Source organism: Pantoea sp. SJZ147 (assembly GCF_007828605.1).
Classification (GTDB): Bacteria; Pseudomonadota; Gammaproteobacteria; order Enterobacterales; family Enterobacteriaceae; genus Pantoea; species Pantoea allii.
The window spans coordinates 237,211-263,937 of sequence record NZ_VIVB01000001.1 but is presented as its reverse complement, the minus strand read 5'-3'; the positions used below and the strand labels follow the sequence as shown (position 1 = coordinate 263,937).

Sequence of the window (26,727 nt, the reverse complement as noted above, 5' to 3'; positions counted from 1 at the left end):
CTACATAATCTCATAAGAAGGATATGCCAGAATGGTAACGTTAACATTTGTGGTGTACACTGCGTTTGAGTGCAATAGTCGATGTTAATCACAAAAGTTAACGTTAACATCGATGTGTTGAGACCTCGATCAACTTTTTGATTCGGGTTTGCATATTTCTGAGATTTACGCTGAGGTAAGGGCATGGGTAGTGGCACAGCATCCGTTAAAAGCGGGATGCATGAAAACCAGGCCGGAATCGTGGGCAGGCTTAATGGAGAGGTATGGCGTCTTTAAAAGATGTGGCCAGACTGGCTAATGTATCGTTAATGACGGTATCGCGGGTGCTGAATGACCCTGACCGTGTGAAGGCAGAAACCCTTGCCAGGGTGCAGGCGGCAATATTACAGCTTAACTATGTGCCGGATCTTTCTGCCAGGCAGGTTCGGCGTGTCGGTGCCAAAAACAAAACGATTGGTGTGCTTGCGCTGGATACGGTCACCACGCCTTTTTCCGTCGAGATCACGCTGTCCATTGAGGAAACCGCGCGCGCGTATGGCTGGAACAGCTTCGTGGTGAACATGTTTTCAGATGATAACCCCGATGATATTGTCGATCTGCTTCTTGCACACCGACCCGGCGGCATCATCTTCACGACCATGGGACTGCGCGAAGTCAGCGTGCCTCCCAAGCTACTGACGCATCCCTGCGTGCTGGCGAATTGTGAGAATAAAGGGGAGCCGGTGGCCAGCTATATCCCTGACGACGAACAAGGCCAGTATCACGCGGTGCAGTCACTGCTCGCGGCAGGATACCGCCGACCACTCTGTCTGCATTTACCGATCAACCATCTGGCGACGCGCCGCCGCCGTAAGGGGTTGGATCAGGCCTGTCGTGAAGCCAATATTAACCCCGATAATCTTGATCATTGTTATATGCAATATGGTGACGAGCACTACCGTGATATTCCGGACATGCTGATGGCACATATTCATCAGGGTCAGCCGCAGTTCGATGCCGTGATATGTGGCAATGACCGCATTGCGTTTATGGTTTATCAGACGTTGCTGGGGCAGGGAATACGTATCCCACAGGATATTGCGGTGCTGGGTTACGATAATCTGGTTGGCATCGGTAATCTGTTTTTGCCGCCTTTGTCGACGGTGCAGTTGCCGCATTACGAAATTGGTCGCCTGAGTACGTTGCATATCATTAACGGGGATAGCCACCGCAATAGCGTGCTGGTCGACAGTCCGTTGCTGTCACGTCAGTCATTTTAAAAATGCCTTGTCAGCCAGGATAAGCCCGAACAACGACGGGCAGGGCTGATGTCGCGCTGCCCGACAGAAGGCCGGTGTTATTTAAAGGCCTGGGAAGATTTATCCCAGTATTTTAAAAATGCCCGCCTCATTCGTCCGGTACTGCCAAAACCGCAGAGCCTGGCGACTTTTTCAACATTGCCCACCCCGTTTTCCAGCATCCCTTTTGCAGTATCTACCCGAATCCGCTCGACCACTCTCGCCACCGTTTCACCCGTTTCAGCGGTGAATTTGCGGCTGAACTGCCTGGGACTCAGGCAGGCTATCTCGGCCAGGCGAGTCACAGACAGGTCTGCATCCAGGTGCGTATGAATATAATTCAGCACGCTGCGAATGTTGGATGACGCAGGCTCAGACAGTAACAGTGGTGAAAATTGCGTCTGACCGCCCGCCCGGCGCTGAGCCACAACCAGTTCCTGCGCGACCTTTCGGGAAATATCCCCGCCAAGATGGTCTTCGATAATGGCCAGCGCAAGATCGATTCCGCTGATGATGCCTGCCGACGTCCAGACGTTGCCATCACGCACAAACAGGCTATCAATCGACAGCTGGACATCAGGATATTGCTGAGCAAAAGCACGTTTTTGCTTCCAGTGCGTCGTGGCATTTTTGCCCGCCAGCAGCCCCAGCGAGGCCAGGACGAACGCGCCGGTGCAGATGCTGCCAAATTGTTTGCTGTTCAGGCAGGCCGTCTTGATCGCTTCGCCCTCGGGCGTCGATCCTTTAATTCTTCTGGCACCTTTTCCGCCGACAACCAGCAGTAAATCGTAGGCTTGTTGAGGATCGAGGCGCTCAGATTCAAGCGCAAATCCCGCGGTACATTTTATCATTCCGCCCTGAAAAGAACAGACCTTGAGCGTGTAGGGGAAAGGGTGCTCAGTAAAGGACACCATCTGAAAAGCGGCCAGTGGGCCACTCAGATCGAGCAGTTGAAAATCGTCAAAAATGTAAAAGCAGATTTTCATGATGTCCTAAATTGAACGATTAATGTCATTTAGGATATTACGCCAGATGCTAGTTTGTGTCCTGAAAACTTCATTGATTAAGGTAAAAATTATGACCGGACATTTTGACGTACTCATTCCCCTCTATGACGGTGTGACGCAACTGGATTTTACCGGGCCCTATCAGTTCTTTTCTCGTACGCCGCAGTTTACGCCCATCCTTGCCTCTGTCGGCGGAAGACCTGTCCATGCTGACGGGATCTGTTTCGCTGAGTTGAAAGACCTGACGCAGATTGAGAAATGTGACGTGCTGTGCGTCCCGGGTGGCAGTGGCTGCACCAATGCCCTTGAGGACGACGTCTATATGGCGGCAATAAAGAAACTCGCATCATCCGCGACGTATATAACCTCGGTCTGCTCTGGCTCGATCATTTTGGGGGCGGCAGGTTTGCTGGTGGGCAAGCGGGCAGCCAGTCACTGGGCATGGCGTGACCAACTGCCGCTGTTCGGTGCCATACCTGATGCGGGGCGCGTGGTCAGGGATGGAAACATCATTACCGGCGGAGGCGTAACCGCTGGAATTGATTTTGCCCTGACCCTCATTGCCGAACTTTGCGGAGAAGAAACGGCGATGAAAGCGCAGCTCGGACTCGAATATGCGCCCGCGCCCCCTTTCAACGCCGGTCGACTGGAAACGGCCCCCGCCGCTGTCAGAAAGGACGTGATGGCGCGCTCAGCCGAAATGATTAACGCGAAAAAACCTGTCATTGAGAAGGCCGCCCAAAAACTGACGCCTGCGTCGGCACACCGGGGTTAACGATAGACTTTATTCAGGAAAGACGGATATGAAACGCAGAGAGTTTCTTTATTCATGCTGTTGCGTAATGTGTGCTTCCACATCGATAGTTAACGCCGCGGGCAGGGCGACGCCAGCAATAGCGTTAACAAAGGGGAAAGCGATACTGCCGGCCAGCATTGCGGGAATTACCATCCCGCATAGCGCCATCGCCGATGGCGCCACCGCGCTGGTGGCCGCCAGCTCATCAGTGCCGTTGTTTAATCATGTTGTCAGAACCTATCTTTTCGGCGCATCAATTGGGAAAAAGCTGGGAAAAGTTTTTGATGAAGAGATGCTGTATCTTGGCTGCATCATGCACGATTTAGGATTAACAGATAACTACATCAAAGAGGCGCGATTTGAACTGGATGGGGCGGATGCGGCCCACCATTATCTGATTGAAAACGGGTTTTCAGAAACCAAAGCAGAGGTGATTTGGGATGCAATCGCGCTTCATGCCAGTATGGAAATCCCCGTACGTAAAAGACCTGAAATCGCGCTGGTACATTTAGGGGCATTTATGGATGGAGGGATGAACGCAGACATGTTCCCCCTGTCATTTTTTGAGGAAATCTTCGAACGCTATCCTCAAGAGGGCAACAAGGCGCATTTTATCGAACTTGTGGCGAATGTGCTGACGAAAAAACCGCACACAGCCTACCTGACGTTTGAAAACGATATCGGCATACGCAGGGTCAAAGATTATCATCCGCTAAATTATTGCGATAAAAAGCCTGCTTATCCTTTTAACCGCTAGAATTTAACGCGCAGTCGTATGAACGATAACCGGTCATTTAACGCCGGATTTACTATCCAGAACGCATGCCAGCCATCGTCTGATGTTTAACAGATGGTGCATCACCTGGCAGAAAAGGGAGCGGCAGGATGAGGATGCAAAAAAAACCACTACAAATTTTTCAGGGGCGAGCGCAAGTCAGCAGCTTAAAAATGATTTTAGCCTCAGTGACCGTCCTGTTTATCGCCCCGGCCTGTGCGGAGGGTGTATTAGCGCTGCAAAAGGGCATTTATGTCGATACATCACAATCGTGTCGTGACCCCGCGAATGCCGGGATAAAACACTATGACGGGGTGGGACTGAATAGTGCGCATACCCACGCCTGCAAGCTGAATATTCAGTCTGCTCAGGGCCGCAACTATGTTGTCACTCAGCGTTGCATTGATGCCGGTGTGGGGGCTGGCCCTGACGTCAGCGATACGTTTACCCTGACGATGATAGATCATCACCGGTTTACCTTCAGACAAGGTCAGGGCGCAGTCACTTACCGCTATTGTCCCGATAATCGTTTACCTGCCGGGCTTGTTGCCAAATAGCCATCACCTCACGACAACGCCAGACTGAATGATTATTCTGGCTTCTGTGACTGGATCGAGCGGGATCAGAAGCCTGGACGTTCTGTTATTTCGGTCACGGTTATGCTGCCTGGGTTTTATATCGACTCCGGCAAAGCACGCCCTGTGATTTATGCCGATGAAGCTAATGATACATTCTTAAAAAGCTCGATTCCTCAACGCAAAGGCTATATCAGATGATAAAAAGTTACGATCATGTCGGGTTTTCAGTGAGAAACATCAAGCAGTCCTTGCACTTCTGGACAGCGGTGCTGGGCGGCACACTGTTACGTGAAGGGAACATGTCCGGCGCGATAATTGATGAGGTAACGGGAGCGCGAGGCGCGGATGTGCAAATGGCACTGGTTGAACTGGCAGGCATGAAAATAGAGCTCCTGCAATATGACAATATTGCGGTGCCGGATGAATCGTCGCCTCCCTATGCGCCGGGCTATGCACATCTGGCTTTCAGGGTTGAACATCTGGATGCACTGCTGGAGCGTGTTTCCCTACACGGCTGGAAGACGCCGGGCCAACCCCAGACCATCGCCGCCGGCCCGTTAAAGGGAACCAGAGTGATATACGTGATGAGTCCTGACGGGCAGACGCTTGAATTTATGGAGTAACCGGTGAACCATGAAAACGGGCCAGCAATCTGACCCGTTCGCAACGTCTCAGCAATCTTAACGTTTCATATGGTAGTACGCATCGTTCCAGCGCAGGGCATCTTTGAAAGCAGGCAACCGGGTATGTTCGTCTATAACCAGCACTTCAATGCCGTGCATCTCACCATACAGATACATATCATCCAGGCTCAATGCCTGACTGAACACGGTATGATGCGCGCCGCCGGCCAGAATCCAGGCTTCAGAGGCGGTTGCCAGTGACGGTTGAGCCTTCCACAGCGCACGGGCGACGGGCAGTTTTGGCAGCGGTTTAGGCTGTTCAATGGCATCCACCACGTTGACCAACAGACGGAAGCGGTCACCCATATCAATCACGCTGGCGTTGATCGCGCGGCCTGCGGGTGTTGAGAAGATCATACGCGCCGGATCGGCTTTGTCGCCAATGCCCAGGAACTGAACGTCAATCAGCGGTTTCTCTTCCAGCGCGATGGACGGGCACACTTCCAGCATGTGTGAGCCCAGAACTAAATCGTTACCCGGCGAGAAGTGGTAGGTGTAATCCTCCATAAAGGAGGTTCCGCCGGGACGGTCGCCCGCCAGCACTTTGAAAATGCGCAGCAGGGCAGCCGTTTTCCAGTCGCCTTCGCCCGCAAAACCATAACCCTGGCCCATTAAGCGCTGTACCGCCAGACCGGGTAACTGGGTCATCCCATGGAGCGTCTGGAAGTTGGTGGTAAACGCCTTACAGCCTTCATCGTCCAGAAAACGCTTCAGGCCCAGCTCAATGCGTGCAGCATCCAGAACATGTTGACGCTTTTCACCGCCGACGGCGGCCACAGGAGTAAAGCGGTAGTGGCTTTCGTACTCATCGACCAGCGCGTTAACATCACCATCGCTGACGCTGTTAATCACCTCGACCAAATCACCCACGCCCCAGCCGTTGACGGCATAGCCAAACGTGATTTGCGCGGCGACTTTATCGCCTTCCGTGACGGCCACTTCACGCATGTTATCGCCGAAACGGGCCACTTTCAGGCTCTGACTGGCCTGTTTAGCCAGTGCGGCACGCATCCAGTTGGCAACGCGCTGCTGGCTGTGTTTATCCTGCCAGTGACCGGTCACCACGCTGTGTTGCAGGCCCATACGTGCGCCAATAAAGCCAAACTCACGACCGCCGTGGGCCGTCTGGTTCAGGTTCATGAAGTCCATGTCCATGCTGTCCCACGGGATTTCAGCATTGAACTGTGTATGAAACTGCAATAACGGTTTCGTTAATACGTTTAAACCGCCGATCCACATTTTGGCCGGCGAAAAAGTATGCAGCCAGGTAATGATACCCACACAGTTTTGATCGTGACTGGCGTCGCGGCACAGCGACAGCGCTTCATCAGGCGATTTCACCAGCGGTTTCAGTTCCAGGCGCACAGGCAGTCCCGCCTGATTTAAACCTTCCACCACCTGACGGGCATTCTGCTCAACCTGACGTAACGTTTCCGCTCCGTAGAGGTGCTGTGTACCAATGACAAACCACACGTTGAACTGTTGCATAAACCACTCCTTTACTTAGCGGAAGCGGAACGTGCGGCATAATGAGGTTCTGCCGTCACGCACCATTGTTGATAGCGTTGATAAAGTTCCTGATAGCGCGCGACGCGCTGCGGATCGGGCTGCAGCGTGACGTCAATCGGGCTGGCCATCACTTTCTGTGCCTGCTCGACGTCGCGGTGAACACCGGCGGCCACGGCGGCGAAGATCGCCGCACCCAGCGCACAGCATTCATCCGAGGCGACGATATCCAGCGGACGATTCATCACGTCGCAGCAGGCCTGCATGATGGCGGGGGATTTACGGGCAATACCGCCCAGGGTCAAAATGTTCTCAACCGGAATAGCCTGTTGCTCGAAGCACTCCATGATGGCGCGAGCGCCAAAGGCGGTCGCTGCGATCAGGCCACCAAACAGGGCCGGCGCGTCGGTGCCGAGATTAAGGTCGGTAATCACGCCTTTAAGACGCTGATTGGCGTTGGGTGTGCGGCGGCCATTGAACCAGTCCAGCACCACCGGCAGGTGATCCAACTGAGGATTAGCGGCCCAGGCGTCAGTCAGGTTTTTGATCAGCGACTTTTGTATCTCCGCCAGCTGCGGCTTGAGTTCAGGATGTTGCTGCGCTGCCTGCTGTAACGGCCAGCCCAGCAGACGGCTGAACCAGGCATAAATATCGCCAAATGCCGACTGACCGGCTTCCAGACCTATTGCGCCAGGCACCACGCTGCCATCGACCTGGCCGCATATGCCTTTAATGGCGCGATCGCCCACTTTTTCGGTGTCAGCAATCAGAATGTCGCAGGTGGAGGTACCAATCACTTTGACCAGCGTATAAGGCCGCGCGCCTGCGCCCACTGCGCCCATATGACAGTCAAATGCACCGCCCGAAAGGGTAACCTGCTGTGATAAACCCAGGCGTTGTGACCATTCGGCACTCAGGGTGCCCACCGGCAACTCCGCCGTCCAGGTCTCTTTAAACAGCGGCGAATCCAGCTGTTGAGTCAGACTGGGGTCCAGCGCATTGAGGAATTCAACATCGGGCAACCCGTTCCAGTCACCGTGCCACAGGGCTTTGTGTCCTGCCGCGCAGCGCCCACGCCGCAGTTTATCAGGGGCGACGGTATCGCTAAGCAGCGCCGGTACCCAGTCGCACAGTTCAACCCAGGACACGGCGGCCTCGCGCACCGCAGCATCGTTGCGGGTAACGTGAAGGATTTTTGCCCAGAACCATTCAGAAGAGTAAATCCCGCCAATATACCGGCTGTAGTCGGTAAAGCGGCCACTGTGACAAAGCTGGTTGATTTCTTCGGCTTCTTCTATTGCCGTGTGATCTTTCCACAGCACAAACATTGCATTCGGGTTTTCAGCAAACTCAGGCCGCAGAGCCAGTACATTGCCGTCACGATCGATAGGGGCCGGGGTGGAGCCGGTGCTGTCAACGCCGATGCCGATGACGGCCGCACGTTGCGTTTCACTCAGCGCATTTAATACGCCGAGCATCGCCTGCTCCATGGCGTCGATATAATCTTGTGGATGGTGGCGGAAGCGGTTGCTGTGAGGATCGCTGTAAAGTCCTTGCTGCCAGCGTGCATAGTTTGCCACGGCACTTTGCAGCTCCTGACCAGAGTGACAATCCACCGCCAGCGCACGCACCGAATCACTACCAAAGTCCAGTCCCAGGGTGATGGCTTCAGTACGCATTTGAATCTCCTGTTATGAATAAACCTCCTTATCCTGTGATGTGTAAGAAATAACGGTTAGTCATGGCTGGCTGAGAATATGCACTTTTCTGCCATGAGCAGTGAAATTGTGATCCATTGCAAAAGTTAATAGACGGTTAAATTTGCTAAATGTATGGATCATTCTGTCGTGATTTTAAGATGTGATACCGCTCTACATTTTTCTTCTCCATTCCCGCTAAAAATAGGCCAACGTTTAAGCAGGCTCCCATCGCGGCTCGCGCTAACGTCCTGATTTACTTCTGTACCCAAAAAAGAAAGTTAACTGGTAACGTTTACACCAATTCGTTTTTAACAGCGATAAAACAACTAGCGCCGGAGAGCATCATGCATAAATTCACTAAAGCGTTGGCAGCCATTGGGCTGGCAGCGGTTATGTCACAATCAGCTATCGCCGAAACCATGAAGCTGGGCTTCCTGGTCAAGCAACCGGAGGAGCCGTGGTTCCAGACAGAATGGAAGTTCGCTGATAAGGCCGGTAAAGATCTGGGCTTTGAAGTGATTAAAATCGCCGTTCCGGATGGTGAAAAAACCCTGAATGCTATCGACAGCCTTGCGGCAAGTGGCGCGAAAGGTTTTGTTATCTGTACACCGGACCCCAAACTGGGCTCGGCCATTATGGCCAAGGCGCGCGGCTATGGTCTGAAAGTGATTGCAGTGGATGACCAGTTTGTTAACGCCAAGGGCAAGCCAATGGATACCGTGCCATTAGTCATGATGGCGGCGACCAAGATCGGTGAGCGTCAGGGTCAGGAACTGTATAAAGAAATGCAAAAACGCGGCTGGGACGCGAAAGATACGGCTGTAATGGCGATTACCGCCAACGAGCTGGATACCGCCCGTCGCCGCACCGGTGGCTCGATGGATGCGTTGAAAGCTGCGGGATTCCCGGCAAAACAGATCTATCAGGTGCCAACCAAGTCTAATGACATCCCCGGCGCATTCGATGCCGGTAACTCCCTGCTGGTACAGCATCCTGAAGTGAAACACTGGCTGATTGTCGGCATGAACGACAACACCGTGCTGGGCGGCGTGCGCGCAACAGAAGGTCAGGGCTTTAAGGCCGCTGACGTCATCGGTATCGGCATTAACGGTGTGGATGCGGTGAGTGAACTGTCAAAAGCTAACGCTACCGGCTTCTACGGTTCTCTGCTGCCAAGCCCGGATATCCACGGTTATAAGAGCAGCCAGATGCTCTACAACTGGGTGAGCAAAGGTCAGGAACCACCGAAATTTACCGAAGTCACCGACGTGGTGTTAATCACCCGCGATAACTTCAAAGCCGAGCTGGCGAAGAAAGGGTTGATGTAACAACAGGCTGCTCAGGCAGCACAGGTAAAGTAATCGGGCCACAGAGAACGCAGGGGTTTCCCACGTGACTGCAATGGGTAACAGGATAAACCCTAAACTGCCGGTGGCCCGACTCATCAACGTTATTTATTGGAGAAACCATGAACACTGATTCAGCCTTTCTGTCGTTTCATGGCATCAGTAAAACCTTTCCCGGCGTGAAAGCGTTACAGGATATCTCTTTTGAGTGCCACGGTGGTCAGGTGCATGCGCTGATGGGGGAGAACGGTGCCGGTAAATCGACACTGCTGAAAATCCTCAGCGGCAGCTATCTGCCAAGCGGCGGCGAAATTCGCATCAAAGGAAAGCCGGTTAATTTTCAGCACACCACCGACGCGCTGGACGCGGGTGTCGCAATTATCTACCAGGAACTGCATTTAGTCCCCGAAATGAGCGTGGCAGAGAACATCTATCTGGGTCAGTTGCCACACAAGCGCGGGTTGGTAAACCGAAAACTGCTGCGTTATGAAGCGGGCCTGCAACTCAAAAATTTAGGCATGGATGTCGATCCAGACATGCCGCTGAAGTATCTGTCTCTGGGGCAGTGGCAGATGGTGGAAATTGCCAAAGCGCTGGCGCGTAATGCGCGCATCATCGCCTTCGATGAGCCCACCAGTTCACTGTCCGCGCGGGAAATCGACAATCTGTTTCGCGTCATCCGTCAACTGCGGGCGGAAGGGCGCGTTGTGCTTTATGTTTCGCATCGTATGGAAGAGATTTTTGCCCTCAGCGACGCCATCACCGTGTTTAAAGATGGTCGTTATGTTCGTACCTTTACGGACATGGCAAACACGCATCACGACGATCTGGTTCAGGCGATGGTGGGACGTAACCTGGGCGATATTTATGGTTACTCCCCGCGTGAAAAAGGGGCCGTGCGGCTGGAGCTGCAAAATGTTGAAGCGAAGGGCGTCAGAATGCCGATTTCGCTTAATGTCCATGCGGGCGAAATTGTCGGCTTGTTTGGCCTGGTCGGCGCAGGGCGCAGCGAACTGCTAAAAGGGCTGTTCGGGGCGACGCGACTGCGCGGTGGGCGCGTATTACTGGATGGTGAGCCGCTTAAGATCGGCGCACCGATCGATGCGATTCGTGCGGGAGTGATGCTGTGCCCGGAAGACCGCAAAGCCGAGGGCATTATTCCGGTGCATTCGGTCCGCGACAATATCAATATCAGCGCACGCCGCCACAACCTGACCGCCGGGTGCCTGATCAAAAACGGCTGGGAAGCTACCAATGCTGACCGCCATATCCGCTCGCTCAATATTAAAACCCCAAGTGCCGATCAGCTGATCATGAACCTCTCCGGGGGCAACCAGCAAAAAGCCATTCTGGGGCGCTGGCTGTCAGAGGAGATGAAAGTGATCCTGCTGGATGAGCCAACGCGCGGCATCGACGTTGGGGCCAAGCACGAGATTTATAACCTGATTTATGAACTGGCAAACAAAGGCATTGCGGTGCTGTTTGCCTCCAGCGATCTTCCGGAAGTGATGGGCCTTGCCGACCGCATTGTTGTGATGCGTGAGGGCGCTATCGCCGGAGAAATACTGCATGACGAGGCTACGGAGCAGCAGACGCTGAGCCTGGCTATGCCTAAAACGACACAAGCGGCCGCCGTGGCCTGACAGGAGAGTACCGTGACTTCATCCACGACATCTAATACGCCGCCAGCAGCACCACGCCGTGGTCTGCATCTTGGTCGCATCTGGGACAATTTCGGCATGTTGGTGGTCTTTGCACTGCTGTTTATTGCCTGTGCTGTTTTTGTGCCTAACTTCGGCTCTTTTATCAATATGAAAGGCCTGGGGTTGGCCATGTCGATGTCCGGCATGGTCGCCTGCGGCATGCTGTTCTGCCTGGCCTCGGGTGATTTTGACCTGTCGGTCGCCTCGGTTATCGCCTGTGCAGGCGTGGTGACCGCCGTGGTCATCAACATGACCGAAAGCCTGTGGATCGGCGTCGGTGCCGGGCTGGTACTGGGCATGGCAACCGGCTTTATCAATGGTTTTGTGATTGCACGGCTGAAGATCAACGCCCTGATTACCACACTGGCGACCATGCAGATTGTGCGCGGCCTGGCTTATATCTTCTCGGATGGTAAAGCAGTAGGCATCGAAGACGAGCGTTTCTTTGTTCTGGGTTTCGCTAACTGGCTGGGCGTGCCTGCGCCAATCTGGATCACCCTGGCCACCATGGTGATTTTCGCCTTCCTGCTGAACAAAACCACCTTTGGTCGTAATACGTTGGCCATCGGCGGTAATGAAGAGGCCGCTCGTCTGGCTGGCGTACCGGTGGTGCGAACCCGCATCATTATTTTTATCCTGTCAGGTTTGGTCTCCGCTGCTGCGGGCATCATTCTTGCCTCACGTATGACCAGCGGCCAGCCCATGACCTCCATCGGTTATGAACTGGTGGTGATTTCCGCCTGCGTGCTGGGCGGCGTGTCCCTTAAGGGCGGCATCGGCAAGATTTCATACGTCGTGGCCGGGGTACTTATTCTTGGCACCGTCGAGAATGCGATGAATTTATTAAATATCTCGCCATTCTCACAGTATGTTGTACGTGGTTTGATACTGTTGGCAGCGGTGATATTCGATCGCTACAAACAAAAGAATAAAGTCTGATTTGGCGTGAAACCTTCCCGCGGACGCGAAAGGCGTCCGCGCGTGATCAATCAACGACGAAGTGAGGACGTTATGTATCACCGTGAATTACCGGCAGAGCAGCAAAACCCTTTGCTGCCTGGATATTCGTTTAATGCCTGGCTGGTGGCGGGTTTAACGCCTATTACCGCGGATGGTCCGCTGGATTTCTTTATTGATCGCCCACACGGCATGAAGGGCTATATTCTTAATCTGACCATTAAAGGCAAAGGCCGGGTATTTGATGGCGAAAAAGCCTTTGATTGTGAACCTGGCGAAATGCTGTTGTTCCAGCCTAAAACCGCCCATTATTACGGTCGTGCACCCGACAGCCCGCAGTGGTTTCATCGTTGGGTCTATTTCCGCCCGCGCGCTTACTGGCATGACTGGCTGCGCTGGCAGGATGAACAGGAAGGCGTCGGACGCCTGCGGTTACCCGAATCGCTGCGTGGCGAGTTTGATCGCCTGTTTGCCACCATTGAACAAACCCATAACTCCTCGCGCCGCTTTGCCGAAGAGCTGGCGATGAATCTGCTGGAACGTCTGTTGCTGCGCGCGGTGGAAGAAGATCCGCGTAATCATCAGCAAATTCGCGATCCGCGCATCATTGAAGCCTGCCAGTACGTCAATAATCATCTCGCCAGCGAGGTGAAAATCGAAGAAGTGGCTCGTCACGTGTGTTTATCGCCTTCACGGCTGGCGCACCTGTTCCGTGAGCAGATGGGCGTCAACCTGCTTCGCTGGCGCGAAGATCAGCGGGTGATAAGAGCAAAACTGTTGCTGCAAACCACCCAGGAACCCATCGCCAGCATTGGTCGTGAAGTGGGCTACGACGATCAGCTTTATTTTTCACGAGTCTTCCGTAAACGCGTCGGCGTTAGCCCAAGTGATTTCCGCCGACGTAATCAGGATGTGCACGATAATTTAGCCAGTCAGAGCGCCTGGACCGCGGCCCGCAGCACAGTCTCCTGATTTTAAGGGGAATCCTCCTTGTCCTGACGAGACTATTAGTCTTAAATCAGTCTGGTTAGCGAATAAAGAGGAAAAGGAATGAGCGAGAAACTGCGAGTTGGACTCATTGGATATGGCTTTGCCAGTAAAACATTTCATGCTCCGCTGATTGCGGGCACGCCGGATGTTGAACTGGCAGCCATCTCCAGCAGCGATGCCAGCAAAGTCAATGCCGACTGGCCATCCGTGAAGGTGGTGGCCGATCCTCAGGCGCTGTTGGACGATCCCAGCCTACAACTGATTGTTATCCCCACACCCAATGATACTCACTTCCCTCTGGCCAAAGCGGCGCTGAATGCGGGTAAACATGTGGTCGTGGATAAACCCTTTACCGTGACGTTGTCACAAGCACATGAACTGGATGCGTTAGCGAAAGCCAAAGGGCTGTTGCTGTCCGTGTTTCATAACCGCCGCTGGGACAGTGATTTCCTGACGTTGAAAGCCCTGTTAGCGGACGGCGAGCTGGGCGAAGTGCGCTATTTTGAGTCGCACTTTGACCGCTTCCGCCTTGAGGTACGTCAGCGCTGGCGTGAAATGAAAGGGCCAGGCAGCGGTATCTGGTACGATTTGGGGCCGCATCTGTTGGATCAGGCGCTACAGCTGTTTGGTCCACCGGTGGCTATCAATCTGGATCTGGCTGAACTGCGCCCCGGTGCACAGACCACCGACTATTTCCACGCCACGTTAACCTATCCGCAGCGCCGTGTGGTGCTCCACGCCAGCATGTTAGTGGCGGCAGAGTCCCCGCGTTATACCGTTCACGGTACGCGGGGCAGCTACGTTAAATATGGCCTTGACCCGCAGGAAGATCGTCTGAAGGCCGGCGATTTTCCGCCCAGCGAAGCGTGGGGCTACGACATGCGCGATGGCACACTGACGCAGGTTGACGGTGACACCATGACCGAGAAAAGCTGTCTGACCCAGCCGGGCAACTATCCGGCTTATTATGCCGGCGTTCGTGATGCCATCAACGGTCGTGGGCCCAATCCGGTCACGGCTGAAGAGGCGATTCAGGTGATGGAGCTGATCGAACGGGGGCTGCAGTCAGCCGAGAAACGCCAGACCCTGTCTCTGAAATAGTCAGAGAGTGAAAACCTGTAAAAAAGGCCGCTGATTCAGCGGCCTTTCTGTTTAGTGCACTTTTTATTTCTGCATCTTTTATTGCAGCTTCGCCCGAATAGCCGCTTTTTCAGCTTCACTCAGGAAGGCAATCGTAAGGCCGTTTTCCTGAGCCTGGCGCATCTGCGCCTGACTCAGTCCCGCAGCAGGTGCAGCATGTCGATATTCATGTTCCAGCTCAATGCCCTGTACTGCAGGATCATCGGTGTTAATCGTGGCGAGAACGCCATGCTCCAGGAACACTTTAAGCGGATGTTGTGCCAGTGAGGTAACGGTACTGGTTTGGATATTTGAGGTCAGGCAGGATTCGATACCGATGGCGTTTTCCGCCAGAAAATCCATCAGCGCGCGGTCTTCAATCGCTTTTACGCCATGACCGATACGTTCAGCGCCTAACTCGCGAATGGCCTGCCAGATACTTTCCGGACCTGCCGCTTCACCGGCATGCACGGTAATGCGGAAACCGGCATCCCGCGCGCGGGCAAAGTGATGCAGGAACTGATTACCCGGCGCGCCCAGTTCATCACCGGCTAAATCGACGGCGGTGATGTGATCGCGAAAAGCCAGTAAACCATTGAGTTCGTCCAGGCAGGCCTGCTCACCAAACGTGCGGCTCATGATGCCCGTTAAACGCACGTCGATATCATGCTGCTGGCATCCGGCTTTTATGCCGTCAATGACGGCTTCAACCACACCTGCAATCGGCAGATTATGCGTCATCGCCATGTAGCCTGGCGAAAAACGGAGCTCGGTGTAATGGATACCTGCTCTGGCGGCATCCTCCACGTTTTCGCGAGCCACGCGCTGGCAGGCGTCAAGATCGCCCAGCACTTTCACGCCCCAATCCAGCTTTTGCAGAAAGCTCACCAGATCCGGCTGTGTTTCCGTAACCTGCACATGCGGACGCAGGGCTTCAAGCGTAGTGGCGGGCAAGGTCAGGTTAAACTGACGGCCTAAATCAAGAATGGTTTGTGCACGGATGTTGCCATCAAGGTGGCGATGAATATCAGTAAGGGGAAGCGTTGAATCAATCATGGAGTGCACTCGTCCGGGTATCTGTAAAGTGCAGAACATTATAAAAATATCTTGCGCAACAACGCCAGCGATTTGCGCAACAAGTGAGTCAGGTGCTGCTTAATTGCGCAAGGGAAGGTGATCTTCGAACATGCGTTTTGCCAGTTATGGGGCAGCATGGGACGTTCAGGCATAAAAAAAGGCGGCTAAAGCCGCCTGATTCAGGGAGATAACGCTTATTCTGGCATGCCTTCGTTGGTTGGCACGCCCAGCATATAACGCGACATAAACTGTTCCAGCGTCATTTTATCGCCATTCATATTCACCTGGCCGTTAGCATATTGCAGGCTGGTGACGATGTTGTTGTCCTGGGTTTGTGTCAGACGGAACATCTGCCCCATCGCCGCCAGGCCTTTAACCTGCTGATCGGCCAGCTTCTGCGCGTCGTCAGCCTGATAACCTTCTGCCAGTCCAATGTGACGCATGGTTTCTGTTGCCATCGGCATATTGATAGACAGTTTTAAATCCAGCGTTTTCAACACGCGGTCTACCGTGGCGGCCAGCGTCTGCGGCTCGCCAGTCACTGTCGATGGATCGTTAAAGTTCGCGTTCAGATTAAAGGTGCTTTCACCTTTATCATTCTTCCAGCTCAGAGGTGCAACGCTGATCGTTGGCGCGCCTTTTAACAGCACAGGCAGATTATTCAGCAGAATGGCACGCACGCCAGTCTGGAAACGCACCGGATCGTCTGCCACGCCGGGCTGATTCATCAGCGTGGTCAGCTGGGCGTTATAGTTATCCGAGAAGGTTTTTACGCTCTGCGCATCAAACTGTGACAGCTTCATTTTTAAGGCAAACTGGCCCAGATTTTGTTTTTGTACTTCAACGCCATCAATCTTGTAATTGATATCGCCACTGATTTTGCCCGCTTTGTTATCAAAGGCAGAATCACCGACCATCTTGTTAAGAATCACAGCGTCCTGACCATTCACGGCGGCGGCGACTTTATCCACGCTGATGGATTGATCGCCAATGCGCACGCCTTCACTGGTGAGATGGGTATCGGCGTTAACTTTCAGGCCGTTCAGCGTAAACATGACTGGCTGGTCGACCTGATTTTTGCTGGTGATAGCAACGCTTGCGATGTCACTGTCCAGCGAGACTTTATCGCCTTTGTTATCTGCACTGATGTTCACCGTGCCGCCACTGGTGGCCGCGCGCTGCGCCGTTTGCGCATTTTGATAATCGATTGGCAGAATATTTACCGCGGTATCGGTGCTTCCACTGTAACCCACGCGCGTTTCAGCATTAATGAACGACTGGTTGTTCGTCAGCTCAAACAGTTTTTTGACCGCGTCGGTGTTTGTCAGGGTGGTATGAACCGATGCCATGCTCGGGATCAGGTTGAATTTTTTCAGTTGGGCGAACGGGAAAGGACCGTGATCGATCTGCTCATTAAGAATGATGCTCTGACCCGGTTTTAACAGCGGGTTATCTTCCGTTTGAGAGCTCGCCTGAATGACCACATTCATTTTACTGCTGAAAATGCCGCGTTGATAATCCTGATAGCTGACCTTCAGACGACTGTTGGGCGCCAGAGTAGTTAACTGAGCGTTGGCATTTTGAATCATCTGATCCATATTGCTTTCCAGCTTTTTGCCGGTAAACCATGCCGCACCTGTCCAGACTACGCCCAGAGCAACTACCACACCAACGGCAACTTGAGTCTTTTTCATTGCTGAATCGTCCTTATCCTTGATTTCATCCGCCTTGCAGACTGCGCCAGACAGCGGAAGAAGAAGCGCCCGCAGGCATTTTAGCTAATAGTTTGAAATAATAGCAGTTAAGCGCAGTGACGTCAGCCGTCTCAGTTTAACGCATTAAATACACGTGCTACACGGCCGTGACCCACGATCGTCAGGGACGGATCGTTCGCCGCGACAAAACAGGATTCGCCGGGTTTTAGCACCAGTTGCTGCTGGCCGCAGACGAGCGTTGCCTCACCTTCAATGCAAAACAGCAGGGCTGCACTGTCCTGATGGACAGAAAGCGGCTTATCCGTAATCGTATGAATGGAAAATGAAAAATCATCCATCGGAATAGGGAAGTTGAGACTGTTTTCGTGCTGTTCGGGTTGGGTCAGTAACTGACTGGCCGGTTTTTCTTCAAATTTCAGATTGGCCATCAGTTCTGGAATATCAATATATTTTGGCGTCAGGCCAGCGCGCAACACGTTATCGGAATTGGCCATGACTTCCAGCGCGACACCATGAAGATAGGCATGCGGGGTTTCAGCAAACAGGAACATGGCTTCGCCGGGTTGCAGAGTGATCACGTTGAGCAGCAGCGGAGAAAACAGACCGCTGTCATCCGGATACTGCACGGCGATGTCGGTAATGGTCTGCCATGGCTCACCCTGGTGTTGCTGGGCTGTGGTCATCAGGACAGCTAACGCGTGCGATTTTGCATCGTTCTCAAGTGAGAGCAGGGTGGAAAACAGCGCGGCCAGGCTCTCCAGGTTAGGTTGGCGCAGGAACTGCGCAATCTGCGGATGCGCCCCGGCAACCGGCTCCAGCAGTGAAACCATCTCTTTCAGTTCGCGAAAGCCGTTGATGGCTTTAAACGGCGTCAGCGCATAAACCAGTTCGGGTTTGTGGTTAGCGTCTTTGTAATTACGTTCCGCGGAGTTAAGTGGGATGGACGCCGCATTTTCCCGCGCAAAGCCCTCTTCGGCGGCGCGTTTGCAGGGATGCACCTGAATTGACAGCGGCTGATCGGCACACAGCACCTTAAACAGAAAAGGTAATTCGCCAAAGCGCTTCGCCACGGCATCGCCCAGCATCTGCTGCGGATTGGCCGCAATCACATCACGTAACGAACGGGGCTTGCCATGTTCTTCTACAGTCGATGGGCTTTTTGGGTGCGCCCCCATCCACAGTTCAGCCATCGGCAACTGCTTAGGATTCGCCATGCCATAAAGCGACGTTAATGCTGTTTTACTGCCCCATGCATAATTTTGCAGAGAGTTAGCCATTTTTTTCATGAAATTAATTGCCTTACTGGCGGGAAATATTGCGCTTATTAAACCAGAAACTGACATGGAAAATACATATCCAGCGCAAGAAGGATGCTAAGCTCGGAGGATGTTAATAAATTGTATAGGTTTAACCGCGTCAGACAAGCTTTAACCGGCAATGGGTGACGCGACGTCTTATCTAAAACTGTGCTAAGGAGAGAATCATGGCAGCCAATCGCGTTGAAAAAGATTCAATGGGGCCAATTGATGTACCGGCTGAGAAACTTTGGGGCGCACAGACACAGCGCTCACTGGAGCATTTCCGTATTTCGACAGAAAAAATGCCTGTCGCGTTGGTTCACGCGCTGGCAATGACCAAGCGTGCCGCCGCCAGCGTTAACCGGGATCTGGGTTTATTGCCAGCGGAGCGGGCTGAGGCGATTGTTAACGCCGCCGATGAGGTGTTAGCGGACAAGCACAGTGACGAGTTTCCCCTGGCGATCTGGCAGACCGGTTCCGGCACCCAGACCAACATGAACATGAATGAAGTGTTGGCTAACCGTGCCAGTGAGCTGCTCGGCGGCGAGCGCGGAATGGCGCGTCTGGTGCATCCTAACGACGATGTTAACAAGAGCCAGAGTTCGAATGATGTGTTTCCCACCGCCATGCACGTGGCGGCAGTGATTGCGGTTCGCGAACATCTGGTTCCACAGCTGAACGTGCTTAAACAAACGCTGAGCGCCAAGTCAGAGGCGTTCAAAGACATCGTTAAAATTGGCCGTACACATTTACAGGATGCCACGCCGTTAACGCTGGGCCAGGAAATCTCTGGCTGGGTCGCCATGCTCGAACATAATCTTAAGCATATTGAGCAGAGCATTCCGCACCTTGCCGAGCTGGCACTGGGCGGCACGGCGGTGGGAACCGGCCTGAATACCCATCCTGAATATGCGGTTCGCGTGGCTAAAGCCTTAGCCGATTTAACCCAACAACCTTTTGTGACCGCGCCGAATAAATTTGAGGCGCTGGCAACCTGTGATGCGCTGGTACATGCGCACGGGGCGCTTAAAGGGCTGGCGGCGTCGCTGATGAAGATTGCAAATGATGTGCGCTGGCTGTCATCAGGCCCACGCTGTGGTATCGGTGAAATCGCTATCCCGGAAAACGAACCGGGCAGCTCGATTATGCCAGGTAAGGTGAATCCAACCCAGTGCGAAGCCCTGACGATGCTGTGCTGCCAGGTGATGGGGAATGATGTGGCGATTAATATGGGCGGTGCGTCAGGCAACTTTGAGCTGAACGTTTATCGTCCGATGATTATCCATAACTTCCTGCAGTCGGTGCGTTTACTGGCAGATGGCATGGACAGTTTCAATCATCACTGCGCCATCGGTATTGAACCTGTACGTGAGCGAATTGAGCAGTTACTTAACGAGTCGCTTATGCTGGTTACCGCGTTAAATACGCATATTGGCTATGACAAAGCCGCGGAAATTGCCAAGCAGGCTCACAAACAAGGCTTAACGCTTAAAGCCTCGGCGCTGAAGCTGGGTTATCTCACTGAAGAAGAGTTTGATGCCTGGGTTCGTCCGGAAGAGATGGTCGGCAGTATGAAGCAGTAAGTCAGGTGCATCAGGGCCAGCACGGCCCTGATGTCATACCGGACAATCCACCCATAAATGCAGTCGGGGAATCAGCAAATACAGCGGTTCAGCGGCAGGCTTATAGCGATGCGTAATATTGTCGGCATCATAATTCAACAGTTCACCTAACTGGGGCACCTGGCTGCGGTCGCGACACAGCACCAAAATCGGTGACGGACAGGCCAACTGGGTTTGCTTTTTCTCTTCTGCGCGCCAGACCCGCGCGATAGGCTGCACTTTGACCGGACGCTTGATTTTAAGACGCGCCGAAGCGGGAAGGGCACGCACATCCGCCAGCTCTTGCTGCACCTTTTCTGCCCACTGCTCACGCGTCCAGGGTGCCTGTGCGCGACCGGCTTTCAGGCTTTTTTCCAGTTGGGCGACAATCTCTTCCCGTTTCACGTTTTTAATGACCTGCTTATTGGCCCAACCAAAACGTAAACTTTCTGGTGCTGTGATAGCGGTAAGGGTTCGGTAGGCATTAAGGGTGATCAGCCCACGTAAATGCTGATGAACAAATTCAAAGCGGGCTTCAGAGGGCAGGCCGGACTCCACGGTAATCAACTGTTCCAGACGGGCTTTACTTTGATTGATCCCCGCGATACGGCCGGTCAGTTCACGCTCTTCCTGTTCGTTGCATTCAATGCAAAGCGCACCCGGTAAGCGCACGGCGGCTTTAGTGCTGAGCTTTTCCGACTGATGCTGCATAAACAACCGACAGTAGTGATTAAGCGCCATCTCGCGTGCCGCAATGCCAAGATGCTGCTCGACGGTAATCTGGCTGATGGGGTCATGTTCGTGGCCTTTTTCGACCGGCGGTAAACGAAAGACCCGGGCAATCAACAGAGGAAGCGACTCTGTCTGCTGACGGAGTTCCCCCAATGCCTGCTCAAGATCCTTTACGCATTGCTGCATGTCTGTCACTAAATCGTAGCGCACTGTTGTCTTCTCCATAGTTACAACATGCTTACTGTGGCAGAACGGTTCCTTCTCTGCAATAGCGCTTATAGTTACAACATACTTTTAGTCAGGCAATGAAAACCGTGCCGCCAGCCCGCGCTGACAGCAAAAAAGCCATCAGCAACATTTTTCCCCCTATGCATTAACATGTTATAAAAACCCTTTGCCTGCTAACGGATGCCCGACATGGACGTAATGAAAAAGCCTGGTTCATTCAGCATTATCCTTATGGGGCTGGTTCAGATCGTCTCATGGGGGGGATCTTTCTACCTGATGGCGGTGATGGCTGCGCCCATCGTGGCGGAAACCGGCTGGTCACAACAGTGGGTTTATGGCGCGCTGTCGTTGGGTATTCTGGTCTCCGGGCTACTGGCACCTCGCTGTGGCCGCATCATTGCACAGACCGGCGGGCGTTTGATGCTGGCATTAAACGGGCTCGTCATGGCAGCAGGGTTAACCCTGATGGGGTTCAGCCATCATTTACCTGTATTTTTATTTGCCTGGGTGATCATTGGTGTGGGCATGGCGATGGGGCTGTACGATGCACTGTTTGCCACGCTGGGCACTCGCTATGGCGGACACGCGCGCGGTGCCATTACCGGCATCACGCTTATCTCGGGATTCTGCACCAGCCTGGTTTGGCCGGGCACGGCGCTGCTTATTCACTGGTTTGACTGGCGCGGTGCCTGTTTCGCCATCGCCGGGTTGTTGCTGGCCTGTGTCCTGCCTGCCTATCTGTTTGCGTTGCCGCCAGGTAAACCGCCCGCACCGGTAAAGCGTAATAAAAGTCCGCACGGCGCTGAAGCGGATTTTCCTGTGGTGCTGTTCCGTCTGCTGTGCGCCATTTTTACCCTGGCATCGGTGATCATGACGGCGATATCCGTTCAGTTAATTACGCTGCTGGAAGCAAGCGGTTACAGTCTGGCCTCTGCGCTAGCAATCAGTGCCATTCTGGGGCCGTGTCAGGTGGCGTCGCGCATAATCGATATGGCTTTTAAAGGCGGGCATCCCATCTGGACCACATTTTTTTCAGTGGGATTGGTCGCGCTGGGTTTATTGCTGTTGGCACTGTTTCCTCAAACGGCGCTGTTCAGCATGATATTGTACGGCGCGGGCAACGGCCTGCGTGCGATTGTGCGTGGCACCTTGCCGCTGGTGATGGTTAAGCCGGAAGCCTATGCGGTACTGGCGGGCAGAATGGCGCGTCCGGCGCTGATCGGTCAGGCGCTGACGCCACTGGTGTTTGGCTATGTATTTGCCACCTATGGGGCAAACGTCACGTTGTGGCTCCTGTGCGTGCTGGCCGTGCTTAATGTATTGCTGGTGGTGGCGCTGAAAAAACGGCTTCCCGCGCGCGTCAGTGCTGCACCGTAAGCGAATCGGGGAAGTGGCAGGGCGGTAAGCACCTTGTGCTGTCGTGGGCCTTATGCTGGTGAATATGTGCCTTGTCGCGGGCCTCTTGCTTCTAAAAAGTAACCGTGTTTGTTATATTTACAGCTGATTCATTGTTCACTCATGCGGCAATACAACAATAAAAACGTACCGCAACTCAGGATACAAAGATGCTTGATTATCGCTTCCCGACAGCTTTGCAAATGGTTCTGAGCGTGGCGATGGCGGAGCAAATGGGAAAACGCTCTACCAGCGCGATTCTCGCTTACGGGCTTGAAGCAAACCCAAGTTTTATACGCAAGTTGATGGTGCCATTGACGCGTGACGGAATTATCGTGTCCACGCTGGGTCGTACTGGTTCCATCCATCTTGGCAGACCGGCGGCGGATATCACTCTGCGTGATATTTATGTCTCCGTCACCGATGACAAAAAACTCTGGGCCGCCCGCCCGGATGTTGCCCCGCGCTGTCTGGTCAGCGCCAACCTGTGCTGGTATTTTAAATCCATCGCAGAAGAAGCCGAACAGGCATCCCTGGCGGTATTAGCCAAACGTACCGTTGCGGATGCGCTAAATGAGCTTAAAACCCACGATACCAGTAACTGCACCGCCGTGCCTGAGCCGGATGTGGCAGAGCCAGAAAACCTGTGCAAAAAAAGCCGCTGATGCGGCTTTTTTTATATCCTGATGAACCTGCCAGCCGCTAAATCCGTCATACGGATCAGTAACTGAGCAATCATTACCGCCAGCTGAAAAACCACACGCATATTTAACGCCCGCCTGTACTTCACTCCCTTCATCCATGATGTCGTTATCGACCCAAGGCCTGTTCGCAGTCTGCGATGATACGTTTGCCAGCTTAGCTATCTTGGTTGCATCTGTTCACTTCGTCGCGTGCTACACAACCTGGCGTTCTGGGGCAAATCCCTTTTCGTCGGTGTTAAATCATGCTCGCTTAAACGCACCAGCCCCTGACAGGCATGGCATAATCTGTGCGGCTGCACATCAGGCATCAGGTGGTGCGGTTCAGGAAAATAAGCGAGCAAAATCCGATCCGGACGATAAGATTACCGCCCGGATCAAACCGATTATTGTGGATTATGTAAAGCGTGATGCGCGGCTTTACGCGTCACCAGCTTACGCAGCGTCACGTAGAACACCGGGGTCAGAAACAGACCAAACAGGGTGACACCTAACATGCCGGAAAATACCGTTACACCCGTGACGCCCCGAACTTCAGCGCCCGCACCTTCACCCAGAATCAGGGGAATCGTACCGGCAATGAAAGCAATAGAGGTCATGACGATTGGGCGGAGACGCAGGCGACAGGCTTCCAGCGCGGCCTCAACAATGCCTTTGCCCTGAATCTCCAGTTCACGGGCGAATTCAACAATCAAAATGGCGTTTTTACAGGCCAGCCCCATGAGCACCACCAGTCCGACCTGCACAAACACGTTATTGTCTCCGCCGGTTAACCAGACGCCCACCAGGGCAGACAGCATCGTCATCGGCACAATCAGGATCACCGCCAGCGGCAGCGTCCAGCTCTCATACAGCGCGGCCAGCACCAGGAACGCCAGCAGGACAGCGACAGGGAAAACAATAAGCGCCGTATTGCCCTGCGTCGCCTGCTGATAGCTGAGATCGGTCCACTCAATATTCATACCGTTCGGCAGTAACTGGCCGGACAGGGTTTCAAGTTGACGCATCGCCTGAGCAGAAGAGAGCACGCGCGGATCGGCATCACCGATTAAGTCTGCTGCCGGATAGCCGTTATAACGAATAACCGGATCGGGTCCATAGGCCGTGGTGATGTGCACCATGCTGCCAATGGGCACCATTTCACCGCGGTCGTTGCGGGTACGCAGGTTCGCAATGTCCTCAACGCTGTCACGGAATTCCCCATCCGCCTGCGCCATGACGCGCCAGGTGCGGCCAAAACGGTTGAAATCGTTAACATAGGATGAACCCAGATAGGTTTGTAGCGTACTGAACAACGCGGTCAGCGCCACGCCCTGAGCTTTCGCTTTATCACGGTCAACCTGCACCTCTAACTGAGGCACATTGGCCTGGTAAGAGGAAATGGGGAAGTGCATGCCTGGCGTCTGCATCACCGCACCCGAGAGGGTGTTAATGGCGGTTTGCAATGCGCCATAGCCCAGTCCGGCCCGATCCTGCACGTACAGGGAATAGCCCGAACCCTGACCTAATCCCAGAATAGGCGGTGGCATAATCGAAAAGCCAAAGCCCTGTTGAATGCGGGAAATTTTCGCATTGATCTCCGCATTAATCTGCGCCGCCGTTTGTTTGCGCTCGCTGAAGGGTTTCAGGCCAAAAAAGACCGTGCCACTGTTCGGCGTGTTGGTAAACTGCAACGCATTCAGGCCGGGGAACGCCACCGCGTAAGCCACGCCTTCCGTTTGCAGGCCGATTTCGCTCATCTGACGAATCACTTCATCGGTGCGCGCTAACGACGAGCCTTCCGGCATTTTTACGCCACCAATCAGGTAAAGTTTATCCTGAGTAGGAATAAATCCTCCCGGTACGGCATGAAACATCCAGCCTGCACCAACCAGTAATACCAGGTAGACGCCAAACACGGCACCGCGACGACGCAGCGTTTTTTCCACCATCGATTCATAGCCGTGCGCGCTGCGCTGAAAGACGCGGTTAAACGGACGGAAAATCCAGCCAAACAGCCGATCGATCAGGCGCGTCGGCATATCTTTCGGGGCCTGATGATCCTTAAGTAACAGCGCGGCCAGCGCGGGCGAAAGGGTGAGTGAGTTAATGGCGGAAATGACCGTTGAAATCGCAATGGTGGTGGCGAACTGCTTGTAAAACTGCCCGGTCACGCCCGACAGAAACGCCATGGGGACAAACACGGCACACAGCACCAGGGCAATAGCAATAATGGGACCGGAGACCTCACGCATTGCCTGATGCGCAGCCGCCTTAGGTGACAAACCCATCTCGATATTGCGTTCAACGTTCTCCACCACCACGATGGCATCATCCACCACGATACCGATGGCCAGTACCAGCCCGAACAGGCTCAGCGTATTAAGCGAGAATCCAAGCAAATAAAGCACGCTGAATGTGCCTACCACCGACACGGGAACCGCCAGCAGGGGAATGATCGAGGCCCGCCAGGTTTGCAGGAACAGAATCACCACCAGCACCACAAGAAACACCGCTTCCAGCAGGGTTTGCACCACGGCCTTGATGGAGTCACGAACGAAAACGGTCGGATCGTAAGGCGCGGCCCACTTCACATCATCAGGGAAACGGGTTGCCAGTTCGTCCATTTTGGCCCGCACCGCATTGGACAGATCGATGGCGTTGGCTCCCGGTGCCTGGAAGATACCAATACCGACAGCGTCTTTGTTATTTAGCTGCGAACGCAGAGCATAGCTGCCCGAGCCCATTTCAATACGCGCGACATCACGCAGGCGCACCAGCGAACCGTCTTCCGAGGTTTTTAAGATGATATCGCCAAACTGCTGCTCGTTCTCCAGCCGTCCCTGCATATTGATGGACAGGAGAAAATCGCTCTGTTTTTTTAACGGTTCTGCCCCAAGTTGCCCGGCGGAAACCTGCACGTTCTGCTCCTGCATCGCGTTCACAACGTCAGACGCGGTTAAACCGCGCGCCGCCACTTTATTCGGGTCCAGCCAGACGCGCATCGCGTATTCACCGGCACCAAAAATCTGGATTTGCCCGACACCCGGCAGGCGGGCCAGCTCATCTTTCACTTTCAGCGTGGCGTAATTGCGCAGGTAGAGCGAATCGTAGGTGTTATTCGGGGAAAACAGATGCACCACTAACGTCAGCGTTGGCGACATTTTTTGAGTGGTGATGCCGAGCCGCCGCACGTCTTCCGGCAGTCGCGCTTCCGCCTGAGCCACGCGGTTTTGCACCTGAACCTGCGCCTGATCCGGATCGGTGCCGGGACGGAAGGTCACCGTGGTCACCAACACACCGTCAGAACCGGCCACCGACTTCATGTACATCATGTTTTCAACCCCGTTTATCGCTTCTTCGAGCGGGGTCGCTACGGAATCAGCGATCGCTTTCGGGTTAGCGCCAGGGTATTCGGCACGCACCTGTACGCTGGGCGGCACGACATCGGGATATTCACTGATGGGCAACAACGGGATAGCGATCAGCCCGGTAATAAAAATCAATACGGACAGCACGGCGGCAAAGATCGGCCGATCAATAAAAAAGCGGGAAAAATCCATA

Annotated in this window: 21 protein-coding genes; 13 read left to right on the top strand and 8 right to left on the bottom strand. The window is 53.8% G+C overall.

What is annotated here, in order from left to right; translation table 11 throughout:
* The first annotated feature begins 263 nt into the window (after positions 1 to 263).
* Positions 264 to 1,259, top strand: a complete 996-nt coding sequence (locus FBY13_RS01220; protein ID WP_063879505.1) for a LacI family DNA-binding transcriptional regulator — start codon at positions 264 to 266, stop codon at positions 1,257 to 1,259.
* A gap of 77 nt (positions 1,260 to 1,336) precedes the next feature.
* Here FBY13_RS01220 and FBY13_RS01215 read toward each other — a convergent pair whose 3' ends face one another.
* Positions 1,337 to 2,263: a GlxA family transcriptional regulator gene (locus tag FBY13_RS01215; RefSeq protein ID WP_145393267.1), complete on the bottom strand. Its 927-nt coding sequence runs from the start codon at positions 2,261 to 2,263 to the stop codon at positions 1,337 to 1,339.
* 91 nt (positions 2,264 to 2,354) lie between these two features.
* Between FBY13_RS01215 and FBY13_RS01210 the strand changes: the two genes are divergently transcribed.
* From FBY13_RS01210 to FBY13_RS01195, 4 genes are all read left to right on the top strand, one after another.
* Positions 2,355 to 3,059: a DJ-1/PfpI family protein gene (locus FBY13_RS01210; RefSeq protein WP_145393266.1), complete on the top strand. Its 705-nt coding sequence runs from the start codon at positions 2,355 to 2,357 to the stop codon at positions 3,057 to 3,059.
* 28 nt (positions 3,060 to 3,087) lie between these two features.
* Positions 3,088 to 3,837: an HD domain-containing protein gene (locus FBY13_RS01205; RefSeq protein ID WP_145393265.1), complete on the top strand. Its 750-nt coding sequence runs from the start codon at positions 3,088 to 3,090 to the stop codon at positions 3,835 to 3,837.
* A 191-nt stretch (positions 3,838 to 4,028) separates the two neighbouring features.
* Positions 4,029 to 4,412, top strand: a complete 384-nt coding sequence (locus FBY13_RS01200) for a hypothetical protein (protein ID WP_145393264.1) — start codon at positions 4,029 to 4,031, stop codon at positions 4,410 to 4,412.
* 215 nt (positions 4,413 to 4,627) lie between these two features.
* Positions 4,628 to 5,056, top strand: coding sequence for a VOC family protein (locus tag FBY13_RS01195; protein WP_145393263.1), 429 nt, complete (start codon positions 4,628 to 4,630; stop codon positions 5,054 to 5,056).
* A 57-nt stretch (positions 5,057 to 5,113) separates the two neighbouring features.
* On the opposite strand, the gene araA is transcribed toward FBY13_RS01195, so the two are convergent.
* Both araA and FBY13_RS01185 read right to left on the bottom strand, forming a co-directional pair.
* Positions 5,114 to 6,604 (bottom strand): L-arabinose isomerase, encoded by a 1,491-nt coding sequence (gene araA, locus FBY13_RS01190; RefSeq protein ID WP_145393262.1) that lies wholly within the window; start codon positions 6,602 to 6,604, stop codon positions 5,114 to 5,116.
* A gap of 11 nt (positions 6,605 to 6,615) precedes the next feature.
* Positions 6,616 to 8,301 (bottom strand): ribulokinase, encoded by a 1,686-nt coding sequence (locus FBY13_RS01185; protein ID WP_145393261.1) that lies wholly within the window; start codon positions 8,299 to 8,301, stop codon positions 6,616 to 6,618.
* Between the two features lie 365 nt (positions 8,302 to 8,666).
* On the opposite strand from FBY13_RS01185, the gene FBY13_RS01180 reads away from it, so the two are divergent.
* The 5 genes from FBY13_RS01180 to FBY13_RS01160 all read left to right on the top strand — a co-directional run bounded on the left by FBY13_RS01180 (position 8,667) and on the right by FBY13_RS01160 (position 14,419).
* Entirely contained in the window at positions 8,667 to 9,650 is a 984-nt protein-coding gene (locus FBY13_RS01180) for an arabinose ABC transporter substrate-binding protein (protein WP_109716302.1), read from the top strand.
* Between the two features lie 140 nt (positions 9,651 to 9,790).
* Positions 9,791 to 11,311, top strand: coding sequence for an L-arabinose ABC transporter ATP-binding protein AraG (gene araG / locus FBY13_RS01175; RefSeq protein WP_145393260.1), 1,521 nt, complete (start codon positions 9,791 to 9,793; stop codon positions 11,309 to 11,311).
* A gap of 12 nt (positions 11,312 to 11,323) precedes the next feature.
* On the top strand, positions 11,324 to 12,310 hold the full coding sequence (gene araH, locus FBY13_RS01170; RefSeq protein WP_063879512.1) for an L-arabinose ABC transporter permease AraH: 987 nt from the start codon (positions 11,324 to 11,326) through the stop codon (positions 12,308 to 12,310).
* Between the two features lie 72 nt (positions 12,311 to 12,382).
* A complete protein-coding gene (gene araC / locus FBY13_RS01165) occupies positions 12,383 to 13,300 on the top strand; it encodes an arabinose operon transcriptional regulator AraC (RefSeq protein ID WP_063879513.1) in 918 nt (305 codons plus the stop codon).
* Between the two features lie 78 nt (positions 13,301 to 13,378).
* Positions 13,379 to 14,419 (top strand): oxidoreductase, encoded by a 1,041-nt coding sequence (locus FBY13_RS01160; protein WP_109716304.1) that lies wholly within the window; start codon positions 13,379 to 13,381, stop codon positions 14,417 to 14,419.
* Between the two features lie 78 nt (positions 14,420 to 14,497).
* On the opposite strand, the gene add is transcribed toward FBY13_RS01160, so the two are convergent.
* The 3 genes from add to manA form a co-directional block, all read right to left on the bottom strand.
* The gene (gene add / locus FBY13_RS01155; protein ID WP_145393259.1) at positions 14,498 to 15,493 is read right to left on the bottom strand and encodes an adenosine deaminase; all 996 of its coding nucleotides are present in this window, start codon (positions 15,491 to 15,493) and stop codon (positions 14,498 to 14,500) included.
* A gap of 215 nt (positions 15,494 to 15,708) precedes the next feature.
* Positions 15,709 to 17,208, bottom strand: a complete 1,500-nt coding sequence (locus FBY13_RS01150; RefSeq protein WP_096010687.1) for a YdgA family protein — start codon at positions 17,206 to 17,208, stop codon at positions 15,709 to 15,711.
* A gap of 131 nt (positions 17,209 to 17,339) precedes the next feature.
* Positions 17,340 to 18,515: a mannose-6-phosphate isomerase gene (gene manA, locus FBY13_RS01145; RefSeq protein WP_145393258.1), complete on the bottom strand. Its 1,176-nt coding sequence runs from the start codon at positions 18,513 to 18,515 to the stop codon at positions 17,340 to 17,342.
* A 197-nt stretch (positions 18,516 to 18,712) separates the two neighbouring features.
* On the opposite strand from manA, the gene fumC reads away from it, so the two are divergent.
* Positions 18,713 to 20,110 carry a class II fumarate hydratase gene (fumC, locus tag FBY13_RS01140; RefSeq protein ID WP_145393257.1) on the top strand — a complete coding sequence of 466 codons (1,398 nt, stop codon included), beginning with the start codon at positions 18,713 to 18,715 and terminating at the stop codon, positions 20,108 to 20,110.
* Between the two features lie 33 nt (positions 20,111 to 20,143).
* On the opposite strand, the gene tus is transcribed toward fumC, so the two are convergent.
* The gene (gene tus, locus FBY13_RS01135; protein WP_063879519.1) at positions 20,144 to 21,085 is read right to left on the bottom strand and encodes a DNA replication terminus site-binding protein; all 942 of its coding nucleotides are present in this window, start codon (positions 21,083 to 21,085) and stop codon (positions 20,144 to 20,146) included.
* A 192-nt stretch (positions 21,086 to 21,277) separates the two neighbouring features.
* On the opposite strand from tus, the gene FBY13_RS01130 reads away from it, so the two are divergent.
* Positions 21,278 to 22,465, top strand: a complete 1,188-nt coding sequence (locus tag FBY13_RS01130) for an MFS transporter (protein ID WP_109716309.1) — start codon at positions 21,278 to 21,280, stop codon at positions 22,463 to 22,465.
* 188 nt (positions 22,466 to 22,653) lie between these two features.
* Positions 22,654 to 23,148 carry an Rrf2 family transcriptional regulator gene (locus tag FBY13_RS01125; protein WP_063879521.1) on the top strand — a complete coding sequence of 165 codons (495 nt, stop codon included), beginning with the start codon at positions 22,654 to 22,656 and terminating at the stop codon, positions 23,146 to 23,148.
* A 422-nt stretch (positions 23,149 to 23,570) separates the two neighbouring features.
* Here the strand turns inward: FBY13_RS01125 and oqxB are convergent, their stop codons facing one another.
* Positions 23,571 to 26,726 carry a multidrug efflux RND transporter permease subunit OqxB gene (gene oqxB / locus FBY13_RS01120; protein ID WP_145393256.1) on the bottom strand — a complete coding sequence of 1,052 codons (3,156 nt, stop codon included), beginning with the start codon at positions 26,724 to 26,726 and terminating at the stop codon, positions 23,571 to 23,573.
* Position 26,727: the final 1 nt, after the last annotated feature.